Genomic DNA, 20937 nt, shown 5'->3' on the forward strand with positions numbered 1-20937 from the left:
AGCGCGGGGGGCGCCGGCTGGGCAGCCAGGGCCCGTGTGTCGATCCACCGCCAGGCGGCGAGCGCGACCGCGCTGCCCGCGGCGCCGGCCCAGGCCGCGTCGGGCAGACCGAGCCCGGCGTACGGGGTCAGCACCGCCGCCGCGCCGCCGAGGCCACCGGCCAGCACGGTCCATCGTCGGGCGGAGCGGCGAAGCCGGCCCAGCCTCCGGAAGTATCGGGTCCGCTCGTCTGCTGCCACGCTGGCCCCCTCGGTCCGGTCGTTCAGCCGGCGGCGGTCGGGTCGCCGGTGCCGCGCTCGCGAGCCATGCTGGCGCGCAGCTCGTCCAGCCGGGCGGCGGCCTTCGGGTCGGTGGCCGGGCCGGCCTTCTCGGCCTGCGACGCGCTGCCGAGCTGCTCCCCCGCCATGCTGGACCGGATCTGCTCCAGCCGGGCGGAGCCGGCCGAGTCGATGGTCGACTTCTGGATCTCCAACATCCGCCCCTCGACGGAGTTGCCGGCCAGCTCGGCGCGGCCCATCGCGTTGGCGTACCGCCGCTCGATGCGGTCGCGCACCTCGTCCAGCGAGGGGGTGTTGGTGGGGGCGGTCAACGACGACATCGACTCCAGCGAGCGGGCCACCGTCTCCTGCATCTTGGCCTGCTCCAGCTGGCTGAGGAGCTTGGTGCGCTCGGCGAGCTTCTGCTGGAGGATCATCGAGTTGTTCTCGACCGCGCGGCGGGCCTGGGCTGCGGCGCCCAACGCCTGGTCGTGCAGGGTCTTGAGGTCTTCGGTGGCCTGCTCGGAGGAGACCAACTGGGTGGCCAGGGTCTGTGCCGACTGCTCGAACCGCACCGCCTCGGCCTCGTCACCCTTGGCCCGGGCCTTGTCGGACAGCACCAGGGCCTGTCGGGCGTTGCCCTGCAGCCGCTCGACCTCGGACATCTGCCGGGACAGCTTCATCTCCAGCTGACGCTGGTTGCCGATCACGGCGGCGGCCTGCTGGACCAGCGCCTGGTGCTGCCGCTGGGCATCCTCGATGGCCTGCTGGATCTGCACCTTGGGATCGGCGTGCTCGTCGATCTTCGCCCCGAAGAGTGCCATCAGGTAGTTCCAACCCTTGACGAACGGGTTCGCCATCTCCGCGGTATCCCCTCAGTAGCGTCGCTCCACCACAGCCGGGCCGGATGGACCGACCGACCACGACCGGCCGGTCTCCATCGTCCCAGCCGAACGCCAACGAGGCATCCGTACCGGGCGGTCGACAGCACCGGCAGCTCCTGCGGGCCACCCTACGCGGCCGGTGCCAGCCCGCCCACGCTCAACCGGAAGGGCGGGCTCAGGCCGCGCAGACCACGTCCCGGTCGCGCTCGGTCGGGCGGACGCGGGCGCTGCGCAGCGTGGCCTTGAGCGGCGAATCCTGACGGACCGACACGGCAACCTTGCCGTCGGAGGTGACCTGACGCACACCCCGGTTGGTGCTCTTGGACGCGGCCGAGGAATCGGCCTGCTCCTCCTGCATCGAGACGAGCACCCCGGGCATCTGCTCGGCGAGCGCCACGGTGTCGCTCACCTCGAGCAGCAACTCGGACAGGCGCGCGCCGAGGGCGTCGCAGATCGCGGCGAGCAGCTCGCTGGACGGCTCCTTGTGCCCCCGCTCGATCTCGGAGAGGTAGCCGAGGCTGACGTTGGCGGCGGTGGAGACCTCACGCAGCGTGCGCTGCTGGCCTTGCCGGCGCGCCCGCAGTGCGTCACCGATCACCCGGCGTAGCAGGATCATCGCACCTCCCCCTGAGGGATACCTCGCGCCCGCCGTTGGGCAGCCGGCCGCGGCGGACCGCGCCGACCCCGAACGTCGGAGCCTTCCCGCAACCGTACCCGTTGTGGGCCCGGGCGACATCCCGCCCCGCCCGTCGGTTCGCCGGGGCGGGCTCACCGGCGCGCGGCGTCGGCCGTCCCCGCCCTGCCCCGGGCGCCCCCGGCCGTACCGGCGGGAGCCACCGGGCCGTCGACTTCTGGGGCGTCGGGGTGGTCGGCGTCGGGGTCGGAGGGCTGGGCGTCGGGGTCGAGGCCGGGGTCCCGGACGTCGGCGTCGTGGATGCGCTCGGCGAGTAGCCGCAGGGCCTCGACCACCGCCGCCGCGCGGACGTGGTCCCGCCCGCCGTCCAGGTCGAGCTGGCGGACCTCCCCACCGTTCGGGCCGGCGACCGCGACGTAGACCAGACCGACGGGCTTGCCGTCCTGCGGTTCGGGGCCGGCGACGCCGGTGGTGGCCACTCCCCAGTCCGCGCCGCAGCGTTGGCGACCGCCCTCGGCGAGTGCCGCCGCGACGTCCGGGTCCACCGGGCCCCGCTCGGACAGCAGGTCGGTGGGGACGCCCGCCAGGGTGCCCTTCAGCTCGGTGGCGTAGACCACCAGGCCGCCCCGGTAGATCCCGCTGACGCCCGCGATGTCGACGATCGACGCGGCCAGCGACCCACCGGTCAGCGACTCGACAGTCGCCAGGGTCTCGTGCCGCTGCGCCAGCCGGTGCACCACGCCCGCCGCCGCGCTGCCCGCCACGGCCTCGTCCGCCGCAGACTTGTCCACCGGCCGCTCGACACCACCACTTGCCTCGCGCTGCATGAACCCCTCCTTCCCCACCCAACGACCCCCAACCCTGCCGCCCCGATCGCGTCGATCATGAAGTTGTCGCCATGACACGCCGCCGCGGATGGCAACAACTTCATGGTCAACAGGAGGGGGTGGGGTCTTAGCGGGGGCGGCGGAGGCGGAGGGCTTGGGCTATGTAGTCGAAGCCCGTCGCCACGGTGACCAGGACGGCGGCGGCCATGATCCACGGGCCGACGGCGGCGAGGGCGGCCGGCATCGGCCAGAGGTACCAGGCGATGGCCAGGATCTGGAGCGCGGTCTTGACCTTGCCGCCCCGGCTGGCGGCGATCACGCCGTGCCGGATCACCCAGAACCGCAGACCGGTGATGCCCAGCTCGCGGACGAGGATCAGCGCGGTCACCCACCAGGGCAGTTGGTCGTACCAGGAGAGCAGCACCAGGGCAGCGCCGGTGAGCGCCTTGTCGGCGATCGGGTCGGCCACCTTGCCGACCGAGGTGACCAGCCCGAACCGGCGGGCGATCCAGCCGTCCACCAGATCCGTCGCCGAGGCCACCGCGAAGATCAGGCACGCGGCCATCCGCCAGCCGGAGTGGGTCATCCCGGACACCACCACCGAGGCGGCGAAGACCGGCACCAGCACCAGCCGCAGGGCGGTCAGCGCGTTGGCCGCGTTGAGGACGGGCACCACCGCCACCACCGCACGACCGGGCGTCGACTCCACCACCGCCCGGCCGGGCGTCGACTCCGTCGCCCCGGTCACCGCCGCACCCCGCTCGGGCCGCCGTGGCGTTCCCGGTACCGCACCACGTGGCTCCCCCGCTCCGCTCGGGCCCGACGTCACCGTGCCGCGCCGGGCGCCGCCGAGATCATCTCATCCGGCACGGCCAGCAGGTCCACCCCTTCGGTGCCGGTCACCGTTGCGCGTACGAGGTCACCCGGGCGAAGCGCGCTCAGGTCGACCCCACCCTCGGCCGGGGCGACCAGGGTGGTGGAGCCGTCCACCTCCGGCGCCTGGTGCGCCGCCCGGCCCTCCACCACGCCGTCCTCGATAGTGTCGACCAGCACCTCGACGGTGGAGCCGAGGCGGTCCTCCGCCCGCTGCGAGCAGAGCTCGTCGGCGAGCGCGCTGAGCCGGTCGTACCGTCGCTTGATCGTGGCGGCGGAGACCTTGCCGGGCAGGCCGGCGGCCTCGGTGCCGTCCTCGTCGCTGTAGTCGAACATGCCGATCGCGTCGAGCCGGGCCTCGGTCAGGAACCGGACCAGCTCGTCGACGTCGGCGCGCGTCTCGCCGGGGAACCCGACGATGAAGTTGCTCCGGGCGCCGGCGTCCGGGGCCAGCGCGCGGGCGCTCGCCAGCAGCTCCAGGAACCGGTCGGTGGAGCCGAAACGCCGCATCCGGCGCAGCACCGGCTCGCTGGAGTGCTGGAACGACAGGTCGAAGTACGGGGCCACGCCCGGGGTGTTGGCGATCGCCTCGACCAGCCCGGGTCGGGTCTCGGCCGGCTGGAGGTAGCTCGCCCGCACCCGGACGATGCCGGTCACGGCGGCGAGCTGCGGCAGCAGCTTCTCCAATGCGCGGGGGTCGCCCAGGTCCTTGCCGTACGAGGTGGAGTTCTCGCTGACCAGCACCAACTCCCGTACGCCGGACTTGGCCAGCCACTCCGCCTCGGCGAGCAGCTCGTCGGGCGTACGCGAGACGAACGCCCCGCGGAAGGCGGGGATGGCACAGAACGCGCAGCGCCGGTCGCAGCCGCTGGCGAGCTTCAGCGAGGCCACCGGGCCGGTGTCGAGTCGACGGCGCAGGATCTGCCGCAGGTGTGCCGGGGTGTGCTCGTCGGTCTCGGTGGTGGTGCGGGTCACGGTGCCGTGCCCGGGGAGCGAGACGCCGCTGTCGCGCCGCTTCACCGGGGTCAACGGCAGCAGCTCCCGCCGGTCCCGGGGGGTGTGCGCGGTGATCTGCTCACCCGCGACGACCGCGTTCAGCCGGGCGGCGATGTCCGGGTAGTCGTCGAAGCTCAGCACCGCCTGGGCCTCGGGCAGGCTGTCGGCGAGCTCCCGGCCGTACCGCTCGGCCATGCAGCCGGCGGCGACGACCTTCGCGCCGGTGCCGGCGGCGGCGAGCAGGGTCTGGATGGAATCCTGCTTGGCCTTCTCCACGAAGCCGCAGGTGTTGACGACCACCACGTCGGCGCCCTCGCCGTCGGTGCTCACCTGCCAGCCGTCGGCGTGCAGCCGGGCGGCCAGCTCCTCCGAGTCGACCTCGTTGCGGGCACAGCCGAGGGTCAGCAGGGCGACACGGCGGCCCTCGGCGTGGTCGGAAGGAGAAGGAGCGGTGGCAGACACCATCCGAGGGTACCGGGCCGGCCGGGGAAGCCCACGCACGCGGGCTGCGGGCACTGCCGGCGCACCGTCGCTCCGCGGCGACCGCGGCCGGTCAGCGCGCTCCGGCACCGACCTGGGTCAGCGCGTCGAGGAGGAAGACCTCGGTCCCGGCCAGGCCGGTGGAGCAGAAGACGGAGACCTGGTCCGCGCTGGTCCGGCCGGGGACCGCGCCGGCCAGAATGCCCCCCAGGTCACGCAACCGTCCGGCGTACGGGGGTGTGGCCGCGAGCATCGGCGGCTGGTAGTCCGCCGCCTGGGCCGGTGAGTCGGTGACCAGCAGGTCGGCGGTGTCCAGCAGGTCGGTGCCGAATTCGCTGCGGTCGAGTTGCTTGAAGCCGACCGCGTTGACGTGCGTGCCGGGGCTGAGGTCGGCGGCGCAGAGCACCGGGGTCGGGCTGGTGGTGGCGAGCACCACAAGGTCCCGCCCCGCGACGGCCGCGCCCGGGGTGGCCACCGCGCGGGCCGGCACACCCAGCTCGGCGCGGACCCGGGCGGCGAAGGCGTCCCGCCGGGCGGCGGAGCGGCTGTGCACCACCACCTCGCGCAGCGGGCGGACGGCGGCGGCGGCCCACACCTGCGTCCACGCCTGCCGGCCGGAGCCGATCACACCGAGGGTGGCGGCGTCCGGGCGGGCCAGCGCGTCGACCGCGAGGCCGCCCAACCCCCCGGTCCGGCGGGAGCCCAACTCCTCGCCGACCGCGACCGCCCGGACCGCCCCGGTGCGGGCGTCGTGCAGCACCACCAGCTGTTCGCCCTGCGCATGGCCGAAGGTGTCGTACGAGCGGAAGCCGTACCACTCGCCGACCAGGTGCCCGGCGGTGAGCACCATCCGCCCACCGTCGAGGGGGGCGGCGGCGCGGGGCGGGGCGATGAGGCGTCCCTCGTACGCGGCCAGGAGGGCGGCGCGCATGGCGGCGACCGTGGTGGCGGCGTCCAGCACGGCGGCGACCTCGGGGTCGGCGTAGAGCAGAGTCATGACAGCCATACTGCAAGTTGAAGTGAAGTAGAGGTCAACGGGCCGTGGCGGGAGTCACCGCCCTGTCCCCCACGCCGGTGCTAGCGTCGGCTTCGGTGGCCCCGGATGGTCGTGGCCGCCCCGGACGAGTGGTGGGCGTACCCGGTCAGGCCAAGACGCCCCACGTGACGTGCAGACTCGTCCCGGTGCGACAGCCCGGGCGCCTTCCGTGAGGTGGACGATGGCTTGGCTCGTGCTGGTGATCTCGGGACTGTTGGAGACGGCCTGGGCGATCGCCCTGGACCGCAGCGCCGGCTTCAGCCGGCTCATCCCGTCCGTGGTGTTCGTGGTGACCCTGCTCCTGAGCATGGCCGGGCTGGCGTACGCCCTCCGGGAGATCCCGGTCGGCACCGGGTACGGGGTCTGGGTCGGCATCGGCGCGGTAGGCACCGCGCTGGTCGGGATGTTGGCGCTCGGTGAGTCGGCGAGCCTGCCCCGCATCCTCTGCCTACTGCTGGTGGTCGTGGGCGTGATCGGACTGAAGATCTTCCACTGAGGTCGCTCCTCGACAGGCGTGATCCACGACCACAGTGGGTAGTGATCGATCCGTCACGACAGGCTCTCACCCGGAGGAAGACATGGCCGACATGCCGAGCACCGCCCGTCCCCGCAGCAACGCCGCCCGCATCCTCACCATCGTGGGCTTCGTCTTCGCGGTTCTCGCCCTGCTGCTCAACCCGGTCATCTTCGGCGTGCTCGGCATCATCGCGGGCATCGTCGGCGCGGTGCTGGGCGACAAGCCGCTGGGCTGGTACGCCGCCGCGGCCAGCGCCGTCGCCGCGATCCTCGGCACGGTGGTCTTCGCCGCATTGATCAATAACTGACACGCTTCCCCAGCCGCGGGCCCGCCTTGTCTCGGCGGGCCCGTCGTGCGTTCCAGGGCCCGTCGTGACCGTCGACCAGCCCCTCGCCGCTACGCCCCGGTCATTCCCCCTCGCCGCGCAGGCCGGCCAGGACGTCCTCCAGCTCGTCCGGCTTGACCAGCACGTCGCGCGCCTTCGACCCCTCGGACGGCCCGACCACCCCACGGGTCTCCATCAGGTCCATCAGTCGGCCCGCCTTCGCGAAACCGACCCGCAGCTTGCGCTGGAGCATCGAGGTCGAGCCGAACTGCGAGGTGACCACCAGCTCCACCGCCTGGACCAACAGGTCCAGGTCGTCGCCGATGTCCTCGTCGGGCTTCTTCTTGGTCTCCTGTGCGGGGGCCAGCACGTCCTTGCGGAACTCCGGCTCGCGCTGGTCCTTGCAGAACTTGACGACGTCGGCGATCTCCCGCTCGGTGACCCAGGCGCCCTGGATGCGGACCGGCTTGGAGGCCCCCATCGGCAGGAAGAGCCCGTCGCCACGGCCGAGCAGCTTCTCCGCGCCCGGCTGGTCCAGGATGACCCGCGAGTCCGCGAGCGAGGACGTGGCGAACGCCAGGCGGGACGGCACGTTCGCCTTGATCAGACCGGTCACCACGTCGACCGAGGGGCGCTGGGTCGCCAACACCAGGTGGATGCCGGCGGCCCGGGCCAGCTGGGTGATCCGGACGACCGAGTCCTCCACGTCGCGCGGCGCGACCATCATCAGATCGGCCAGCTCGTCCACGATCACCAACAGGTACGGGTACGGGCGCATCTCCCGTTCGCTGCCCGGCGGGGCCTTGATCTCGCCGTTGCGGACCTTGCGGTTGAAGTCGTCGATGTGCCGAACCCCGTTGGCGGCGAGGTCGTCGTAACGCATGTCCATCTCGCGGACCACCCAGTCCAGCGAGTCGGCCGCCTTCTTGGCGTTGGTCACGATCGGGGTGACCAGGTGCGGGATGCCCTCGTAGCCGGTCATCTCGACCCGCTTCGGGTCGATCAGCAGCAGCCGCACCTCGTCCGGTGTGGCCCGGGTGAGGATGGACACCAGCAACGTGTTGAGGCAGCTCGACTTGCCCGCGCCGGTCGCGCCGGCGATCAGGATGTGCGGCATCTTGGCCAGGTTGGCCACCACGTAGCCACCCTCGATGTCCTTGCCGAGCGCGACCACCATCGGGTGGTGGTCGCTGGTCGCCGCCCGTGAGCGCAGCACGTCACCGAGGGCCACGTTCTCCGGGTCGGTGTTCGGAATCTCCACGCCGACGGCGCTCTTGCCCGGGATCGGGCTGAGGATCCGCACGTCCGGCGACTTCACCGCGTACGCGATGTTGCGGGACAGCTGGGTGATCCGTTCGACCTTGACGCCGTGCCCCAGCTCCACCTCGTAGCGGGTGACCGTCGGGCCGCGGGTGAAGCCGGTGACCGCCGCGTCCACATCGAACTGGTCGAACACGCCGGTCAGCGCGGCGATCACCTCGTCGTTGGCCTTGCTGCGGGTCTTCGCGGCGGCGCCGGCGCCGAGCATGTTGGCCGGTGGGAGGGTGTAGTCCCCGGAGAGCCCGGTCAACGCGAGCTGCTCGGCCCGGGTCGGTGCGGGCGAGTGCTCCGGCGGCTCGACCGGCGGCTTGCGACTCGCCGGCACCTTCGCCGGCGACTTGCGCGGCAGCACCATCGTTTCCTGGAGGTCCGCGCCGTCCAGGTCCTCGAAGTCGTCCGGGTCGAGTGGCGGAGGCATCCGCTTCGCCGGCCGCCTACGCGTCGGCTTCGCGGCCGGCTCGTCGGCGTCCTCGGTGGATCCCGGTGTAGCGACCAGCCCACCGGCGAGCAGCCCGAGGCGCTCGGGGATCTTGTTGATCGGCGTCGCGGTCACCACGAGCAGACCGAAGAGCAGCAGCAGGACCAGCAGCGGCACCGCCACCCACGCGGTGACGGCCCGCTCCAGCAGACCGCCGACGCCCGCGCCGACCAGACCACCGGCGAAGTCACGCTCCAGCGGGCCGGCCGGGTCCTGGCCGATCTGGAGCAGCGCGGCGGTCGACACCAGCAGCGAACCCCAGCCGATCAACCCGCGACCCCGGTGCTCCGGGTCGGCCGGGTGACGCATCAGCCGCCACGCGCCGATCATCAGCAGCACCGGCACGATCACCGAGATCGCGCCCAGGAACAGCCGGATGGTGTCGGCCAGTTGCGCGCCCACCGGGCCCGCTCCGGAGAGCCAGAGCGCCACGGCGGACAGCAGGGCGAGCCCGAACAGCAGCAGGCCGGCGCCGTCGCGGCGGTGCTCCGGGTCGAGGTCACGGGCCGAGGCGGCCTGCCGACCGGCGGCCCGCACCGCCCAGCCCATCCCGTGGGCCAGACCCATCCACAGTGCGCCGACCGCCCGGCCCACGTAGACGGCCGGACCGGGCCGGGTGGGCGTGGTGCGACGCCGGACCGGCGCCCGGGTCTTCTTCGCCGGTTGACGGGCACGACTGTTGGTGCCACCGCGCGGCGACGCGCCGCGCCGCCGGCTCGCCTGAGAGGTACGGCCCGCCATAGAGTCACGGTAACGGTGGGGCCGGGCAGATCCCCGCTTTTCCGGGTCGTGTCCGCGCGTCGCAACACGACCGCCACCGCCGGCCGTGATATCCGCCTCAGAAGGGATGCCCCATGGCGTCGCCGGAAACCGCGGGCGATCCGGACGATCCGTTGGCCGGGCACCCCGGTGCGCTGCGTCCACTGAGCGGCGAACTGGTCGCCGCGGTGCTCGCCGCCCGTGGCCGGTCCGTCGGCCTGACCGTGGACGGCGAGTTGGTGGGCCGCTTCGACGACAACATGATCTGGTTCCTCCGCCTCGGCGGTGACGGGGAGCTGCTCCAGGTACGCACCATGGTCACTCCCACCTTCGGAATCGAGCAGGTGCCCGCCCTGTACGCCTTCTGCAACTCGTGGAACCACGACCGGCTCTGGCCCAAGGCGTTCGTGCACGTCGACGACGACGGTCGGGCCCGGGTCTACGGTGAGGTGATCACCGATCTGGAACGCGGGGTGACCCCGCACCAGCTCGACCAACTGCTCGACTGCGGCATCTCCACCGGCTGCCAGCTCGCCGTGGCGGTCCGCCGACTGCCCGGCGCGGTGCTGTCGTGACCGGCCGGGACGAGTTCACGGGCAGTCGCACCGACCGGGCCGGCGCTCCGCCCACCACTCCCGACGGCCAGGTCGGTGGGGGTCGCCCACCGGCGCTGGCGGCCGCGCTCGCCGATGCCCGGGACCTGCCCGACGGCCCGGCCCGGCAGGTGGCCCTGGAACGGCTCGCCGAGCGCGCCGACGCCGCCGGGGACGTCCGGTCCGGGGTGGACGCGCGGTTCGCGCTCATCGAGGCGTACCTGCTCGACGGGGAGCGGTGGCGCCTGGTCGAGCCGGTCCGGCGCTGCCGGGCGGCCGCCGACCACCGACCCGAGCTGCTGACCGACAACGAGACCGGGCTACTGCTGCGCTACCAGCGCTACGCGGTGGAGGCGCTACTCGGCACCCCCCGGGTCGGGCTGGACCAGACCCGGTCCCTGCTGCACGACCTGGCCCACCGGGTCGGCGCGGATGGTCCGGACGCGCCAACCGTCGCGGAGCTGCACTGCCGGATCGCCGACCACCTGGGCGACGAGCCCACCGCCCGCCACTGGTACGAGCGGTGGTCCGGGAAACGACCCGGCCCGGCCGGTGGCTGCCCCGGCTGCGCCTCGGCCCGGCGGGCCGAGCTGCTGGCCGGCTGGGGTGAGTGGCGGGCCGCGCTCGGTGAGCTGCACGAGCCCGACGGCGAGCCGGAGGCGGCCTGCACCGACCAGCCCGAACGGGACCTGGTCGCCGGCCTGCTGCCCGCCCTGCGCGCCGGGGAGCCGGAGCGGGCCGCTGCGGCACACGTGCGGGCGTACCGCCGACACCGGCGTGAGCCGGCCGCGTTCCCGCACCTCGCCGCGCACCTGCGGTTCTGCGCGTTGGGTGGGCACCTGGAACGAGGGCTGACCATCCTGGCCGAGCAGCTGCCCCGGTTGGACCGACCCACCGACGACCTCGCCGCGATGGAGTTCGCCGCCGCCGGCGCACTGGTCTGCACGTTGGCCGAGGAGGCCGGGCTGGGTGGGCGGCCACTGCCACGACCCGCGTACGGCGGGCGACCGGTCACCGAGCCGGACGTGTCCACCCTCGGTGCCCTGCTGCTCGGGGTGGCCAGTGAACTGGCCGGCAGCTTCGACGCCCGCAACGGCACCGGCCACCACTCCGGCCGGATGGCCGCCTGGCTGGCCGAGCGCCCGCTCACGGCACCGGTTGCGCTGCCCGCCGACGAGCCCGACGGGCACGACGAGCCCGACACCGACGGGCCAGACGAGGAGAGCGGGTCGGGTGAGCGGGAGCTGATGGCGCTGACCCTCGACATGATCACCGCGGTACTGGACCGGCGCGGCGACCAGTACCTGGTGGAGGCGGGCGCCACCGTCGTCGGCCGGTGGGCCGGCGTGGTCATCCAGTTCCGGCGCGCCGGGGAACGCGGCGAGGTGCTGCACGCCCGGGCGATGGCCGCGCGCCGGCTGCCGGCGACCCGCCGCTCCGAGGCGTACGCCTTCTGCAACGCCTGGAACCATGACCGGCTGCTGCCCAAGGCCTACGCGCACGACATCGGCGAGGAGTTGGTGCTGGCCGGCGACGTGGCCACCGATCTGACCCACGGGGTGGCCCCGGCGCAGCTCACGGTGCTGGTCGACGCGGCCATCGCCACCGGCGTCGCCTACGCCGAGTCGGTCGCGGCGCTCCCTTAGTCGCGAACAGGGCGAATGGTTGCGCTCCGGGGCGCGACTGTGCGACATCCGACAGGACGCAACCGGACGTGCCGCGTCGATGTGCTACGGCCATCACCGACCGCGCACCCCCGGGAGTCACCATGAACCGCCTGTTCGCCTCCGGCCTCGTCGCCGCCGCCCTCCTCCTCGTACCGACCCTCGCCGGGCCCGCCGTCGCCGCGCCGGCCGCCTCGTCGACCGCGAAAGCCGCGCCCACGATCACCGCCCGGGGCGACATCGTCTTCCTCGGTGGCGACCCCTGGTCGCCGTCCGGCCCGCTGGAGGTCACCGTCAGGAACCCGGGCAGCACGGCCGCGAAGGGCTTCTTCGTGCTGCGCCTGCCGACCAACACCGACCTGACCCTGGGCGGGGACTGCCGGACCGTCCAGGGCACGCCGCGTACCTGGCTCTGCGGCGGTGCGGAACTGCCGGCCGGGGGTGAGCGGGTGCACCGGCTGACGGTGGCCTCGACGGCTGCGGAGCCGGTCTTCGGGGCACAGGCGTGGGGTTCCGTCGCCGGCCGGGACGCCACCGGGGGCACCGACGAGTTCTCCGACTTCCGGATCAACTGGCCGGAGCGCACCTCGCTGCGGTTGCGGGCCACCGCAGGCCCGGTCGTCAACGGGACGACGACGGTACGGGTGCGGGTCACCAACACCGGCACCTTCGACATCGGCGGTTACTCGTTCACCATCACCACCCCGACCGGGGTGCGGGTGGCCGCGCCGGCGTGCGCGGACAGCGGCCGAATGGTCGGCGTGGGGTGCGAAATCCTGCGGCCGAGCGTGCTCGCCGACGGCGCCACCGACAGCTTCGACGTACGACTGGCGGTCACCGGGGGCACGAAGACCGTGAAGCTGGCGCTCGCCCCCGCCAACCGCTACACCAACAAGGACACCACGCTGACGCTGCGCCTGACCGGCTCGGGTGGATCCGGTGCCGGCGACGCCACCACGCCGCCACCGGCCGGTCCGACCGTCACGCCGAGCCCGACCGCCACGGCGGGCCCGACCGCCACCGCGACCACGTCCACCCCGGAGGCGGCGCAGCTGCCCCGCACCGGTGTCTCCGGCAGCACGTACGGCCTCATCGGAGCGGCCCTGCTGGCCCTCGGGATCGGGCTGCTGGTGCTGCGGCGGCGACTGTTCCGGGGCTGAGCCGGAACACCTCCTGAACGAGCCGGGCCGGCCACCGACATCCACGGAGGATGTCGGCGACCGGCCCGGTCACGCGTGTGTCAGACCTCGACGACGGTGGGCACGATCATCGGGCGACGACGGTACTTGTCGTTGACCCACCGACCCACGGTGCGGCGGACGATCTGCTGGAGCTGGTGCGGGTCGGTGATGCCGTCCGCCGCGGCCCGGTTGAGCGCCTCGGTGACCAGCGGGACCACCGGGTTGAACGCCTCCGGGTCCTCGGAGAAGCCCTTCGCGGACAGCGTCGGGCCGGCGACCACCTTGCCGGTGACCGAGTCCACGACGACGGTGGTGGCGATGAAGCCGCCGTCGCCGAGGATCCGCCGCTCGGTGAGCAGCGACTCGCTGACGTCACCGACGGCGAGGCCGTCCACGTAGACGTACCGGCTCTTCACGTGCCCGACCAGGGTGGCGCGGCCCTCGACCAGGTCGACCACGTCGCCGTCCTCGCAGATCACCACCCGGTCGGCCGCGACCCCGGACTCGATGCCGAGCCGGGCGTGGGCGCGCAGGTGACGCCACTCGCCGTGCACCGGCATCAGGTTGCTGGGCCGGACCACGTTGAGCAGGTAGAGCAGCTCCCCGGCGGGGGCGTGCCCGGAGACGTGCACCTTCGCCACGTCCTTGTGCACGACCACCGCACCGGCCCGGGCGAGCCGGTTGATCACCCGGTAGACCGAGGTCTCGTTGCCCGGCACCAGCGAGGAGGCCAGCACGACGGTGTCGCCGGGGGCGATGGTGATGTGCCGGTGGTCGCCGCTGGCCATCCGGCCCAGCGCGCTCATCGGCTCACCCTGGGACCCGGTGGACATCAGCACGATCTCGTCCGGCGGCAGAGTGGTCGCCTCGTCGATGCTGATGACCAGACCGGCCGGGATGTTGAGCAGGCCGAGGTCCCGGGCGATGCCCATGTTGCGGACCATGGAGCGACCGATCAGCGCGACCTTGCGGCCGTGCTCGGCGGCGGAGTCGAAGACCTGCTGCACGCGGTGCACGTGCGACGCGAACGAGGCCACGATGATGCGGCCCTTGGCCTTGGCGAAGATCGAGTCGAGCACCGGCCCGATCTCCCGCTCCGGGGTGACGAAGCCGGGGATCTCCGCGTTGGTGGAGTCGGACAGCAGCAGGTCGACGCCTTCGGCGCCGAGCCGGGCGAAGCCGGCCAGGTCGGTGATCCGACCGTCCAGCGGGAGCTGGTCCATCTTGAAGTCGCCGGTGTGCAGCACCAGGCCCGCGGGGGTGCGGATGGCCACCGCGAGGGCGTCCGGGATCGAGTGGTTGACCGCGAAGAACTCACACTCGAACGGGCCGAGCCGCTCCCGGCCGCCCTCCCGCACGGTCAGCGTGTACGGCTGGATCCGCCGCTCGGCCAACTTCGCCTCGACCAGGGCGAGGGTGAACTGTGAGCCGACCAGCGGGATGTCGGGCTTGTGGGCGAGCAGGTAGGGCACCGCGCCGATGTGGTCCTCGTGGCCGTGCGTCAGCACGATCGCCTGGACGTCGGCGAGCCGGTCCAGGATCGGGCCGAAGTCGGGCAGGATCAGGTCCACACCCGGCTGCTCGACGTCAGGGAACAGGACCCCGCAGTCGACGATCAGCAACTTGCCGTCGTACTCGAAGACGGTCATGTTCCGACCAATGGCGCCGAGCCCGCCGAGCGGGATGATCCGCAGGCCACCTTCCGGCAGCGGCGGGGGTAGTTCCGCCTCGATGTGCGCCTCGGTCACGCGTCCACCTCAATCTGCGACGCCGTCACTCGGCGTCCATCGTGTCGTTTGATCATTCGGGCAGCTCCAGGCCCGCTGCCGCGAAGTCCGCGCGCAGCTGGGCGATCTCGTCGTGGGTGGCGTCCACCAGCGGGGGTCGCACCGGGCCGGCCGGCAGACCCAGCGATGCCAGGCCCGCCTTCACCAGGATCGTGCCCTGTGTGCGGAAGATGCCGGTGAACAGGGGCAGCAGCCGCCGGTGCAGCGCCAGCGCGGTCGGCATGTCCCCCGCGTCGTACGCCTCGATCATCTGTGCGGTCAGCGCCCCGGTGAAGTGCGTCGAGGTGCCGACCAGGCCCACGCTGCCGACGGCCAGCGCCGGCAGGGTGAGGGCGTCCTCGCCGCAGTAGAAGGCGAGGGCGGTCCGGCTGGTCACCCAGCTGGTGGCGGTCAGGTCGCCCTTGGCGTCCTTGACCGCGACGATCCGGCCGTGCTCGGCGAGCCGGACCAGCGTCTCGGTGTCGATCGGCACGCCGGAGCGGTGGGGGATGTCGTACAGCATCACCGGGAGGCCGGTGGCGTCGGCCACCGCCGTGAAGTGCCGCAGCAACCCGCTCTGCGGCGGCTTGTTGTAGTAAGGGGTCACCACCAGCAGGCCGTGCGCACCTGCCTTCTCGGCGGCGGCGGCCAGCTCGATGGTGTGCCGGGTGTCGTTGGTGCCGACCCCGGCGACCACCTTGGCACGGTCACCGACGGCCTCCACCACGGCCCGGATCAGGTGCTCCTTCTCCGTGTCGGTGGTGGTCGGCGACTCGCCGGTGGTGCCGTTGACCACCAGCGCGTCGTTGCCCTGCTCGTCGACCAGGTGGCTCGCCAGCCGGGCGGCGCCGTCGAGGTCGAGCGAGCCGTCGGGGGTGAACGGGCTCACCATGGCGGTGAGCAGCCGGCCGAAGGGGCGGGACGCCGGTCGTGCGGCGGCGTCGAGGTGGTCGTGCGTCATACCCTCCAACCTAGCGGACGACCAGCCGGGGCCCGCCGGGGAAGGGCTCAGGACGCCTCGTGCGGGCTGGCCGCCACCTCGGTGCCGTCCGGCAACGTGGAGATCACGAAGTCGGCGAACACGTTGGGGGCGACGTCCTGGAGCTGCCGCAGGCACGCCACGGCCAGCTCGCGGATCTCCACATCGGCGTGCTCGGTGGCCCGCATCGCCACGAAGTGCCGCCACGCCCGGTAGTTGCCGGTGACCACGATCCGCGTCTCGGTGGCGTTGGGCAGCACCGCCCGGGCGGCCTGCCGGGCCTGCTTGCGGCGCAGCGTCGGGTTCGGCTCGTCGGAGAAGCGCTGTTCGAGGCCCTCCAGCAGCTCGTTGTACGCCTGGACGCTCGCCTCGGCAGCCGCAACGAACTTCTTGTGCAGCTCCGGGTCGTCGGCGATGACCGCCGGCTCGACCATGGCCGCGTCCCGCTCCGGGACGTAGCGCTGGGACAGCTGGGAGTACGAGAAGTGCCGGTGCCGGATCAACTCGTGGGTGAAGGAGCGCGACACCCCGGTGAAGTAGAAGGTGACCGACCCGTGCTCCAGCACCGACAGGTGCCCGACCTCCAGGATGTGCGCCAGGTAGCCGGCGTTGGTGGCGGTCGCCGGGTTCGGCTTCTTCCACGACTGGTAGCAGGCCCGGCCGGCGAACTCGGCGAGCGCCTGGCCACCGTCCGCGTCGGTCGACCACGGCACGTCGTCCGGGGCCGCGAACTGGGTCCACGCGATCAACTTGACCTGGGGCTGCACCATCTCCGGCATGCCAGGGACTGTAGTGGCGCGGCCCCTCCCGCCCCAACTCAGGCGCGCCCCGTGCAATGTCGATCACTCAGGGCGCGGGTGTGCGGCGCGCGCTAGGTGATCGACTCGGGTTCCTGGAAGTCCGGGTGTCCGGGGCTGGTGGAGGGCCCGGTTTCCTGAATGCCGAGTCGATCACGGAGTGACAGCAGGCTGGCCGATCGGCGCATCTGCGAAGCGGCGCCTCGGACGGGCGGCGGGGCGCTCAGACGTAGAGCGAGGTGAACGGCGCCCAGGGCAGGTTACGCAGCACCGAGAAGGCCAGCCACGCGCCCAGGAACCCGACGATGACCTTCGAGCTGAGTCGCAGCTCGGGCAGTCGCCAACCGAACGCCTGGTTTCCCGCCCAGGCCACGAAGAGGTACGCGAGGAACGGCAGCGCGAAGACGAACAGGAAGTGGTGCCTTGCGGCGGCCGGCAGGTCGGCGTGCAGCACGTACCAGAGTGCGCGTGTGCCGCCGCAGCCCGGGCAGTCCAGCCCGGTGGTCAACTTGAGCAGACAGGTGGGCGCGGCGTCCGGGGCGGCGTGGGTCGGGTTGCTGAGCAACGCGTAGCCCATGCCGATGGCGACGCAGCCGACCGCGGCCAGCGGCACCGCCCAGCGCGGCGAACGCTCGTAGAGCCGCAGCACGAACCGGGTGAGCCGGTCCGGCTCCGGCGCCGGATAGCCATCGGGCGGGGGCGTCGGCCAGCCGACCGGACCCGAACCGTCCGTTGCCGCCACTTCCGGGTGCGAGCTGGTCGACACCGCGCCGCCCGGAGAGCTGGCCGACAGCGTGCCGGCGGCCCCGCCGGCCGGCACCGGGTGGACCGCCCCGGGGGCGGGCTGCGGCTGGTCGACCGGTCCGGGAGCGCTCGTCACGCGCTCACGGTACACCGGACACGCCGGTCAACGCGGCGGTGAGCGGGCCGGCCAGGTCGCCGCTCGTGGGCGGTGCCACCGCGTCCAGGCCGAGCCAGCCGGCGAGTCGGTACAGCTCGGCGGCGAGCGCCACCGCGGTCTCTCCCGGGTCGGCGCCGGGCTCGACCCACGCGGCCGGCACCAGCAGCACCCCGGCCTTGCGATCGGCCTTCAGGTCGACCCGGGCGGTGAACCGGTCGCCCTGAAGGAACGGCAGCACGTAGTAGCCGTAGACCCGCTGCGGCGCCGGGACGTAGATCTCGATCCGGTAGCTGAAGTCGAAGAGCCTCTCGGTGCGGGCGCGTTCCCAGATCAGCGGATCGAAGGGGCTGACCAGGGTGTTGCCGCGAATCCACCGGGGCAGCCGCGCGGACGCGTGCAGCCACGCCGGCTGCCGCCAGCCCGCCACGGTGACCGGCACCAGCTCGCCGGCCTCGGCCAGCTCCGCGACGGCCTGCCGGGCACCGGCCAGCGGCAGTCGGAAGTAGTCGCGCAGCTCCGGCTCGGCGGCCACCCCCAGCGACCGCGCGGCAAGGGCGACCAGCGTGCGGTGAGCCTCGGCGTCGGTCGGGGTGGGCGCGGCCAGCACCGCCGGGGGCAGCACCCGCTCGGGCAGGTCGTAGCGGCGGGCGAAGGAGGTGCTGCGCTCGGCGGCGGTCACCTCGCCGGCCCAGAAGAGGAACTCCAACGCCCGCTTCACCGCCGACCAGTTCCACCCCCAGTTGCCGGTCTCCCGTGGTGCGTCGTGCTCGATCTCGGCAGCCGTCAACGGGCCGCGGGCGGCCACCTCGTCGCGGACCCAGGCGACCAGCTCCGGCTGCTCCTCGGCGATCCGCCGCATACCGCCCCACGATTCGCTGTGCGCCCGCGCCATCCGCCAGCGCAGCACCGGGTGCAGCTCGACCGGCACCAGCGACGCCTCGTGGCCCCAGTATTCGAACAACTCGCGCGGGCGGCGGTAGGCGGCCTGGTCGAGCAGCCTGGTCGGGTACGGCCCGAGCCGGCTGTAGAGCGGCAGGTAGTGCGCGCGTTGCAGCACGTTGACCGAGTCCATCTGGATCAACCCGACCCGGTCCAGCACCCGGCGCAGATGTCGGCGGGTCGGCACGCCGGTGGGCGCCGGGTCGGCGAAGCCCTGGGCGGCGAGCGAGACGCGGCGGGCCTGGGCGAGCGAGAGTGATTCCGGTGCGGTCATCGTCGGCGACGATAATTCATCGGTACGACGCCGGTGCGGGAAGCTGGACGCGGCGGCCAACGGGGCATAGAACGGTGCAATGCTGACCATCCGTCGGGAGGAGCCGGACGACGCCGAGGCGGTCGCCCGGGTGCACGTGCACGGCTGGCAGACGGGCTACGCCGGCGTCATGCCGGACGAGGTGCTTCAGCGGCTGAACGTGCTGGCCTGGGCGCAGCGTCGTCGCGACGTCGGCACCGCCGATCCCGAGCACCCGTTCACCACCCTGCTCGGCGAGGTGGACGGGGTCGTCGTCGGCTTCACCACCTTCGGGCCGTACCGCCGCGATCAGGACCGCGACGACCTGGACCCGACGGTCGGCGAGGTGCTGGCGATCTACGTGGAGCCCACGTCCTGGGGCGACGGGACGGCCACCGCGCTTCTCGCTGCCGCCCGGGCCGGGCTCAGCGAGCGGGGCTGGACCGACTATCGGTTGTGGGTGCTGGCGGACAACCGGCGCGCCCGGCGGTTCTGCGAGCGGGCCGGGCTGTCACCGGACGGTGAGCAGTCGACCTACCAGGTGCCGCTGGCCGGTGGGAGCCCGCCGGTCGGGCTGGTCGAGCTGCGGTACACCGGACGCCTCGACGGCTGAGCCGCCCGGGGTCAGCCAACCGCGGATCGGCAGGAAGGCCAGCAGCGCGAGGCTGATCCACACGTAGGCGTTGCTGCCCAGGAAGCCGTCGACCCCGCTGAAGTCCTTCTCCCAGAACCAGACCGTGCGGCTGATCAGCACCGCGTACCCGATGATCGCGGCGGCCAGCAGGACCCGCCGTCGGCGGCCGGCCGGCGCGGCCATCGCGTTGTCGACCAGCAGGATCAGCGCGGGCAGCAGCCAGATCAGGTGGTGCACCCAGGTGACCGGGCTGACCAGGCACATCACCGCGCCGGTCAGCGCCAGGCCGGTCGCCTCGTCGCCAACCGCGACGGCGGCCCGCGACCGCCAGGCCCAGAGCGCCAGCGTGCCGAGCACCAGCAGCAGCCAGAGCAGGGTGCTCGGGTGCTGCGGGTCGAGCCGGGCGACCACCCCGCGCAGCGACTGGTTGGAGACGAAGGCCAGCTCACCCACCCGGCCGGTGTTCCACAGCGCCTCGGTCCAGAATTCCCGGGACGCGTCGGGGAAGAGCGCACCGGCCAGCAGCGTCACCCCGGCGGCGGTGCCGGAGGCGGTGAGGGCCGCCCGCCACCGCCCGGTCACCAGCAGGTAGACGATGAAGACACCCGGGGTCAGTTTGATCGCGGTGGCGAGCCCGATGCCCACCCCGGCCCACCGGTTGCCGGCCGGCAGCAGCCGCAGCAGGTCCACGGCCACCAGGAACAGCAGCAACGTGTTGACCTGACCGAAGTTGACCGTCTCCCGCATCGGCTCGAACGCGGCGGCCAGGCAGAGCGCCACGGCGAGCGCGAACCACCGGGTCCAGCCGGCGCGGCGGGCGATCGGGTCGACCAGCCACCAGATGAGCACCGTGGTGGTGACCACGCTGGCGAGCACACTCACCACGATCGCGGCCGTCCACGGCAGGTACGCCATCGGCAGCATGACCAGCGCGGCGAACGGCGGGTACGTGAAGCCGTACTGGGTGCCCGGCTTCAGGTAGTCGTAGATCTCCCCGCCGTCGTGCACCCACCAGGTCAACGCGCCGTAGTAGACCTTCAGGTCGAAGAAACCGTGCCGGACGGCGGCGACGGCGAGGAAGCCGGTGACCGCCGCGGCGAGCACCACCACCCCGACGACCTGCGCGGTCGTCCTGTTGGCACCCTGCGCCACCGTCGCTCCCCTCGCCCTGCGTAGGCTTCCGTCCCATGGCTCTCGGGTACGTCCGCCCGGCGCGTCCCGAGGACGCCGGCGAGATCGCACGCATCCAGCTCGCAACCTGGCGGGTCGCGTACCGCCGCATTCTGCCTCGGCACGTGCTCGACAACCTGGACGAGGCGTTCCTCGCCCGGCGGTGGAGCGCCGCGGTGCTGGAGCCGCCCTCGGGCGCGCACCGGGTGCTGGTCGCCGTCGAACAGGCCGAGCAATCGTATCTGGTGGGGTTCGCCGCCTCCGGTCCGGCCGACGCCGAGGCGTTGGCCCCGGGTGAGCCGGCCGACGCGCTCGGCCCGGACGTGGCCGCCGTGACCGACCTGCTGGTCGAGCCGAGGTGGGGCCGGCGGGGGCACGGCAGCCGGCTGCTCGCCGCCACCGTCGACCTGTGGCGGGAGGACGGGCTGAGCCGGGCGGTGGCCTGGGCGTTCGAGGGTGACGAGGCGACCCAGAAGTTCCTCACCAGCACCGGTTGGGAGCCCGACGGGGCGGCTCGCGCGCTGGACGTCGACGACATGCTGGTGCCCCAGGTGCGCCTGCACGTCGGCGTCCCGGCGGAGAAGGTGCCCGCGGACGAGTGACGTGACCGGTGTGGCGGCCCGCGCCTGGGCCGC

General features: G+C 73.0%; 19 protein-coding genes, 2 pseudogenes and 1 riboswitch. Of the genes and pseudogenes, 7 read left to right on the forward strand and 14 right to left on the reverse strand.

Features of this window, described 5'->3' with window-relative positions:
- The 7 genes and pseudogenes from LADH09A_RS00435 to LADH09A_RS00465 form a co-directional block, all read right to left on the reverse strand.
- Positions 1–239: pseudogene (locus LADH09A_RS00435) on the reverse strand (phage shock envelope stress response protein PspM); the annotation flags it as partial.
- A gap of 23 nt (positions 240–262) precedes the next feature.
- Positions 263–1117, reverse strand: coding sequence for a PspA/IM30 family protein (locus LADH09A_RS00440; RefSeq protein WP_238642598.1), 855 nt, complete (start codon positions 1115–1117; stop codon positions 263–265).
- A 199-nt stretch (positions 1118–1316) separates the two neighbouring features.
- On the reverse strand, positions 1317–1757 hold the full coding sequence (locus LADH09A_RS00445) for a helix-turn-helix domain-containing protein (protein WP_238642601.1): 441 nt from the start codon (positions 1755–1757) through the stop codon (positions 1317–1319).
- A 317-nt stretch (positions 1758–2074) separates the two neighbouring features.
- Positions 2075–2602: pseudogene (locus LADH09A_RS00450) on the reverse strand (CinA family protein); the annotation flags it as partial.
- Between the two features lie 127 nt (positions 2603–2729).
- The gene (gene pgsA / locus LADH09A_RS00455; protein ID WP_372492196.1) at positions 2730–3350 is read right to left on the reverse strand and encodes a CDP-diacylglycerol--glycerol-3-phosphate 3-phosphatidyltransferase; all 621 of its coding nucleotides are present in this window, start codon (positions 3348–3350) and stop codon (positions 2730–2732) included.
- A 77-nt stretch (positions 3351–3427) separates the two neighbouring features.
- Positions 3428–4936 (reverse strand): 30S ribosomal protein S12 methylthiotransferase RimO, encoded by a 1509-nt coding sequence (gene rimO / locus LADH09A_RS00460; protein ID WP_238642608.1) that lies wholly within the window; start codon positions 4934–4936, stop codon positions 3428–3430.
- An 88-nt stretch (positions 4937–5024) separates the two neighbouring features.
- Entirely contained in the window at positions 5025–5948 is a 924-nt protein-coding gene (locus LADH09A_RS00465; RefSeq protein WP_238642659.1) for an ornithine cyclodeaminase family protein, read from the reverse strand.
- A gap of 92 nt (positions 5949–6040) precedes the next feature.
- Positions 6041–6113: riboswitch (guanidine-III (ykkC-III) riboswitch) on the forward strand.
- Between the two features lie 55 nt (positions 6114–6168).
- On the opposite strand from LADH09A_RS00465, the gene LADH09A_RS00470 reads away from it, so the two are divergent.
- Together LADH09A_RS00470 and LADH09A_RS00475 are read left to right on the forward strand one after the other, a co-directional pair.
- Positions 6169–6483 carry a DMT family transporter gene (locus LADH09A_RS00470; protein ID WP_238642618.1) on the forward strand — a complete coding sequence of 105 codons (315 nt, stop codon included), beginning with the start codon at positions 6169–6171 and terminating at the stop codon, positions 6481–6483.
- A gap of 82 nt (positions 6484–6565) precedes the next feature.
- A complete protein-coding gene (locus LADH09A_RS00475) occupies positions 6566–6811 on the forward strand; it encodes a hypothetical protein (RefSeq protein ID WP_238642620.1) in 246 nt (81 codons plus the stop codon).
- Positions 6812–6911: 100 nt separating this feature from the next.
- On the opposite strand, the gene LADH09A_RS00480 is transcribed toward LADH09A_RS00475, so the two are convergent.
- Positions 6912–9368: an FtsK/SpoIIIE family DNA translocase gene (locus LADH09A_RS00480; RefSeq protein WP_238642622.1), complete on the reverse strand. Its 2457-nt coding sequence runs from the start codon at positions 9366–9368 to the stop codon at positions 6912–6914.
- 113 nt (positions 9369–9481) lie between these two features.
- Here LADH09A_RS00480 and LADH09A_RS00485 point away from each other — a divergent pair, with 113 nt between their 5' ends.
- The 3 genes from LADH09A_RS00485 (at position 9482) to LADH09A_RS00495 (ending at position 12803) form a co-directional block, all read left to right on the forward strand.
- Positions 9482–9961, forward strand: a complete 480-nt coding sequence (locus LADH09A_RS00485) for a type III secretion system chaperone family protein (RefSeq protein ID WP_088946726.1) — start codon at positions 9482–9484, stop codon at positions 9959–9961.
- Complete coding sequence (locus LADH09A_RS00490) at positions 9958–11625, forward strand: type III secretion system chaperone family protein (RefSeq protein WP_372492197.1); 1668 nt, start codon at positions 9958–9960, stop codon at positions 11623–11625. The genes LADH09A_RS00485 and LADH09A_RS00490 overlap by 4 nt, the downstream gene beginning before the upstream one ends.
- Positions 11626–11747: 122 nt before the next feature.
- Positions 11748–12803 (forward strand): LPXTG cell wall anchor domain-containing protein, encoded by a 1056-nt coding sequence (locus LADH09A_RS00495; protein WP_238642624.1) that lies wholly within the window; start codon positions 11748–11750, stop codon positions 12801–12803.
- Between the two features lie 80 nt (positions 12804–12883).
- On the opposite strand, the gene LADH09A_RS00500 is transcribed toward LADH09A_RS00495, so the two are convergent.
- From LADH09A_RS00500 to LADH09A_RS00520, 5 genes are all read right to left on the reverse strand, one after another.
- The gene (locus LADH09A_RS00500; RefSeq protein ID WP_124816796.1) at positions 12884–14572 is read right to left on the reverse strand and encodes a ribonuclease J; all 1689 of its coding nucleotides are present in this window, start codon (positions 14570–14572) and stop codon (positions 12884–12886) included.
- 52 nt (positions 14573–14624) lie between these two features.
- The gene (gene dapA / locus LADH09A_RS00505; protein WP_238642626.1) at positions 14625–15551 is read right to left on the reverse strand and encodes a 4-hydroxy-tetrahydrodipicolinate synthase; all 927 of its coding nucleotides are present in this window, start codon (positions 15549–15551) and stop codon (positions 14625–14627) included.
- 47 nt (positions 15552–15598) lie between these two features.
- Positions 15599–16339, reverse strand: a complete 741-nt coding sequence (thyX, locus tag LADH09A_RS00510) for an FAD-dependent thymidylate synthase (RefSeq protein ID WP_238642662.1) — start codon at positions 16337–16339, stop codon at positions 15599–15601.
- Between the two features lie 250 nt (positions 16340–16589).
- Positions 16590–17108, reverse strand: coding sequence for a DUF2752 domain-containing protein (locus tag LADH09A_RS00515; RefSeq protein WP_238642664.1), 519 nt, complete (start codon positions 17106–17108; stop codon positions 16590–16592).
- Positions 17109–17250: 142 nt separating this feature from the next.
- Positions 17251–18480 carry a winged helix-turn-helix domain-containing protein gene (locus LADH09A_RS00520; RefSeq protein ID WP_238642627.1) on the reverse strand — a complete coding sequence of 410 codons (1230 nt, stop codon included), beginning with the start codon at positions 18478–18480 and terminating at the stop codon, positions 17251–17253.
- Positions 18481–18559: 79 nt separating this feature from the next.
- On the opposite strand from LADH09A_RS00520, the gene LADH09A_RS00525 reads away from it, so the two are divergent.
- The gene (locus tag LADH09A_RS00525) at positions 18560–19111 is read left to right on the forward strand and encodes a GNAT family N-acetyltransferase (RefSeq protein ID WP_238642629.1); all 552 of its coding nucleotides are present in this window, start codon (positions 18560–18562) and stop codon (positions 19109–19111) included.
- Here LADH09A_RS00525 and LADH09A_RS00530 read toward each other — a convergent pair.
- Positions 19010–20284: a glycosyltransferase family 87 protein gene (locus LADH09A_RS00530; protein WP_238642631.1), complete on the reverse strand. Its 1275-nt coding sequence runs from the start codon at positions 20282–20284 to the stop codon at positions 19010–19012. The genes LADH09A_RS00525 and LADH09A_RS00530 overlap by 102 nt on opposite strands.
- Before the next feature lie 35 nt (positions 20285–20319).
- Here LADH09A_RS00530 and LADH09A_RS00535 point away from each other — a divergent pair, with 35 nt between their 5' ends.
- On the forward strand, positions 20320–20904 hold the full coding sequence (locus tag LADH09A_RS00535; RefSeq protein WP_238642634.1) for a GNAT family N-acetyltransferase: 585 nt from the start codon (positions 20320–20322) through the stop codon (positions 20902–20904).
- Positions 20905–20937: the final 33 nt, after the last annotated feature.

The organism is Micromonospora cabrerizensis (assembly GCF_022230955.1).
Taxonomy (GTDB): Bacteria; Actinomycetota; Actinomycetes; order Mycobacteriales; family Micromonosporaceae; genus Micromonospora; species Micromonospora cabrerizensis.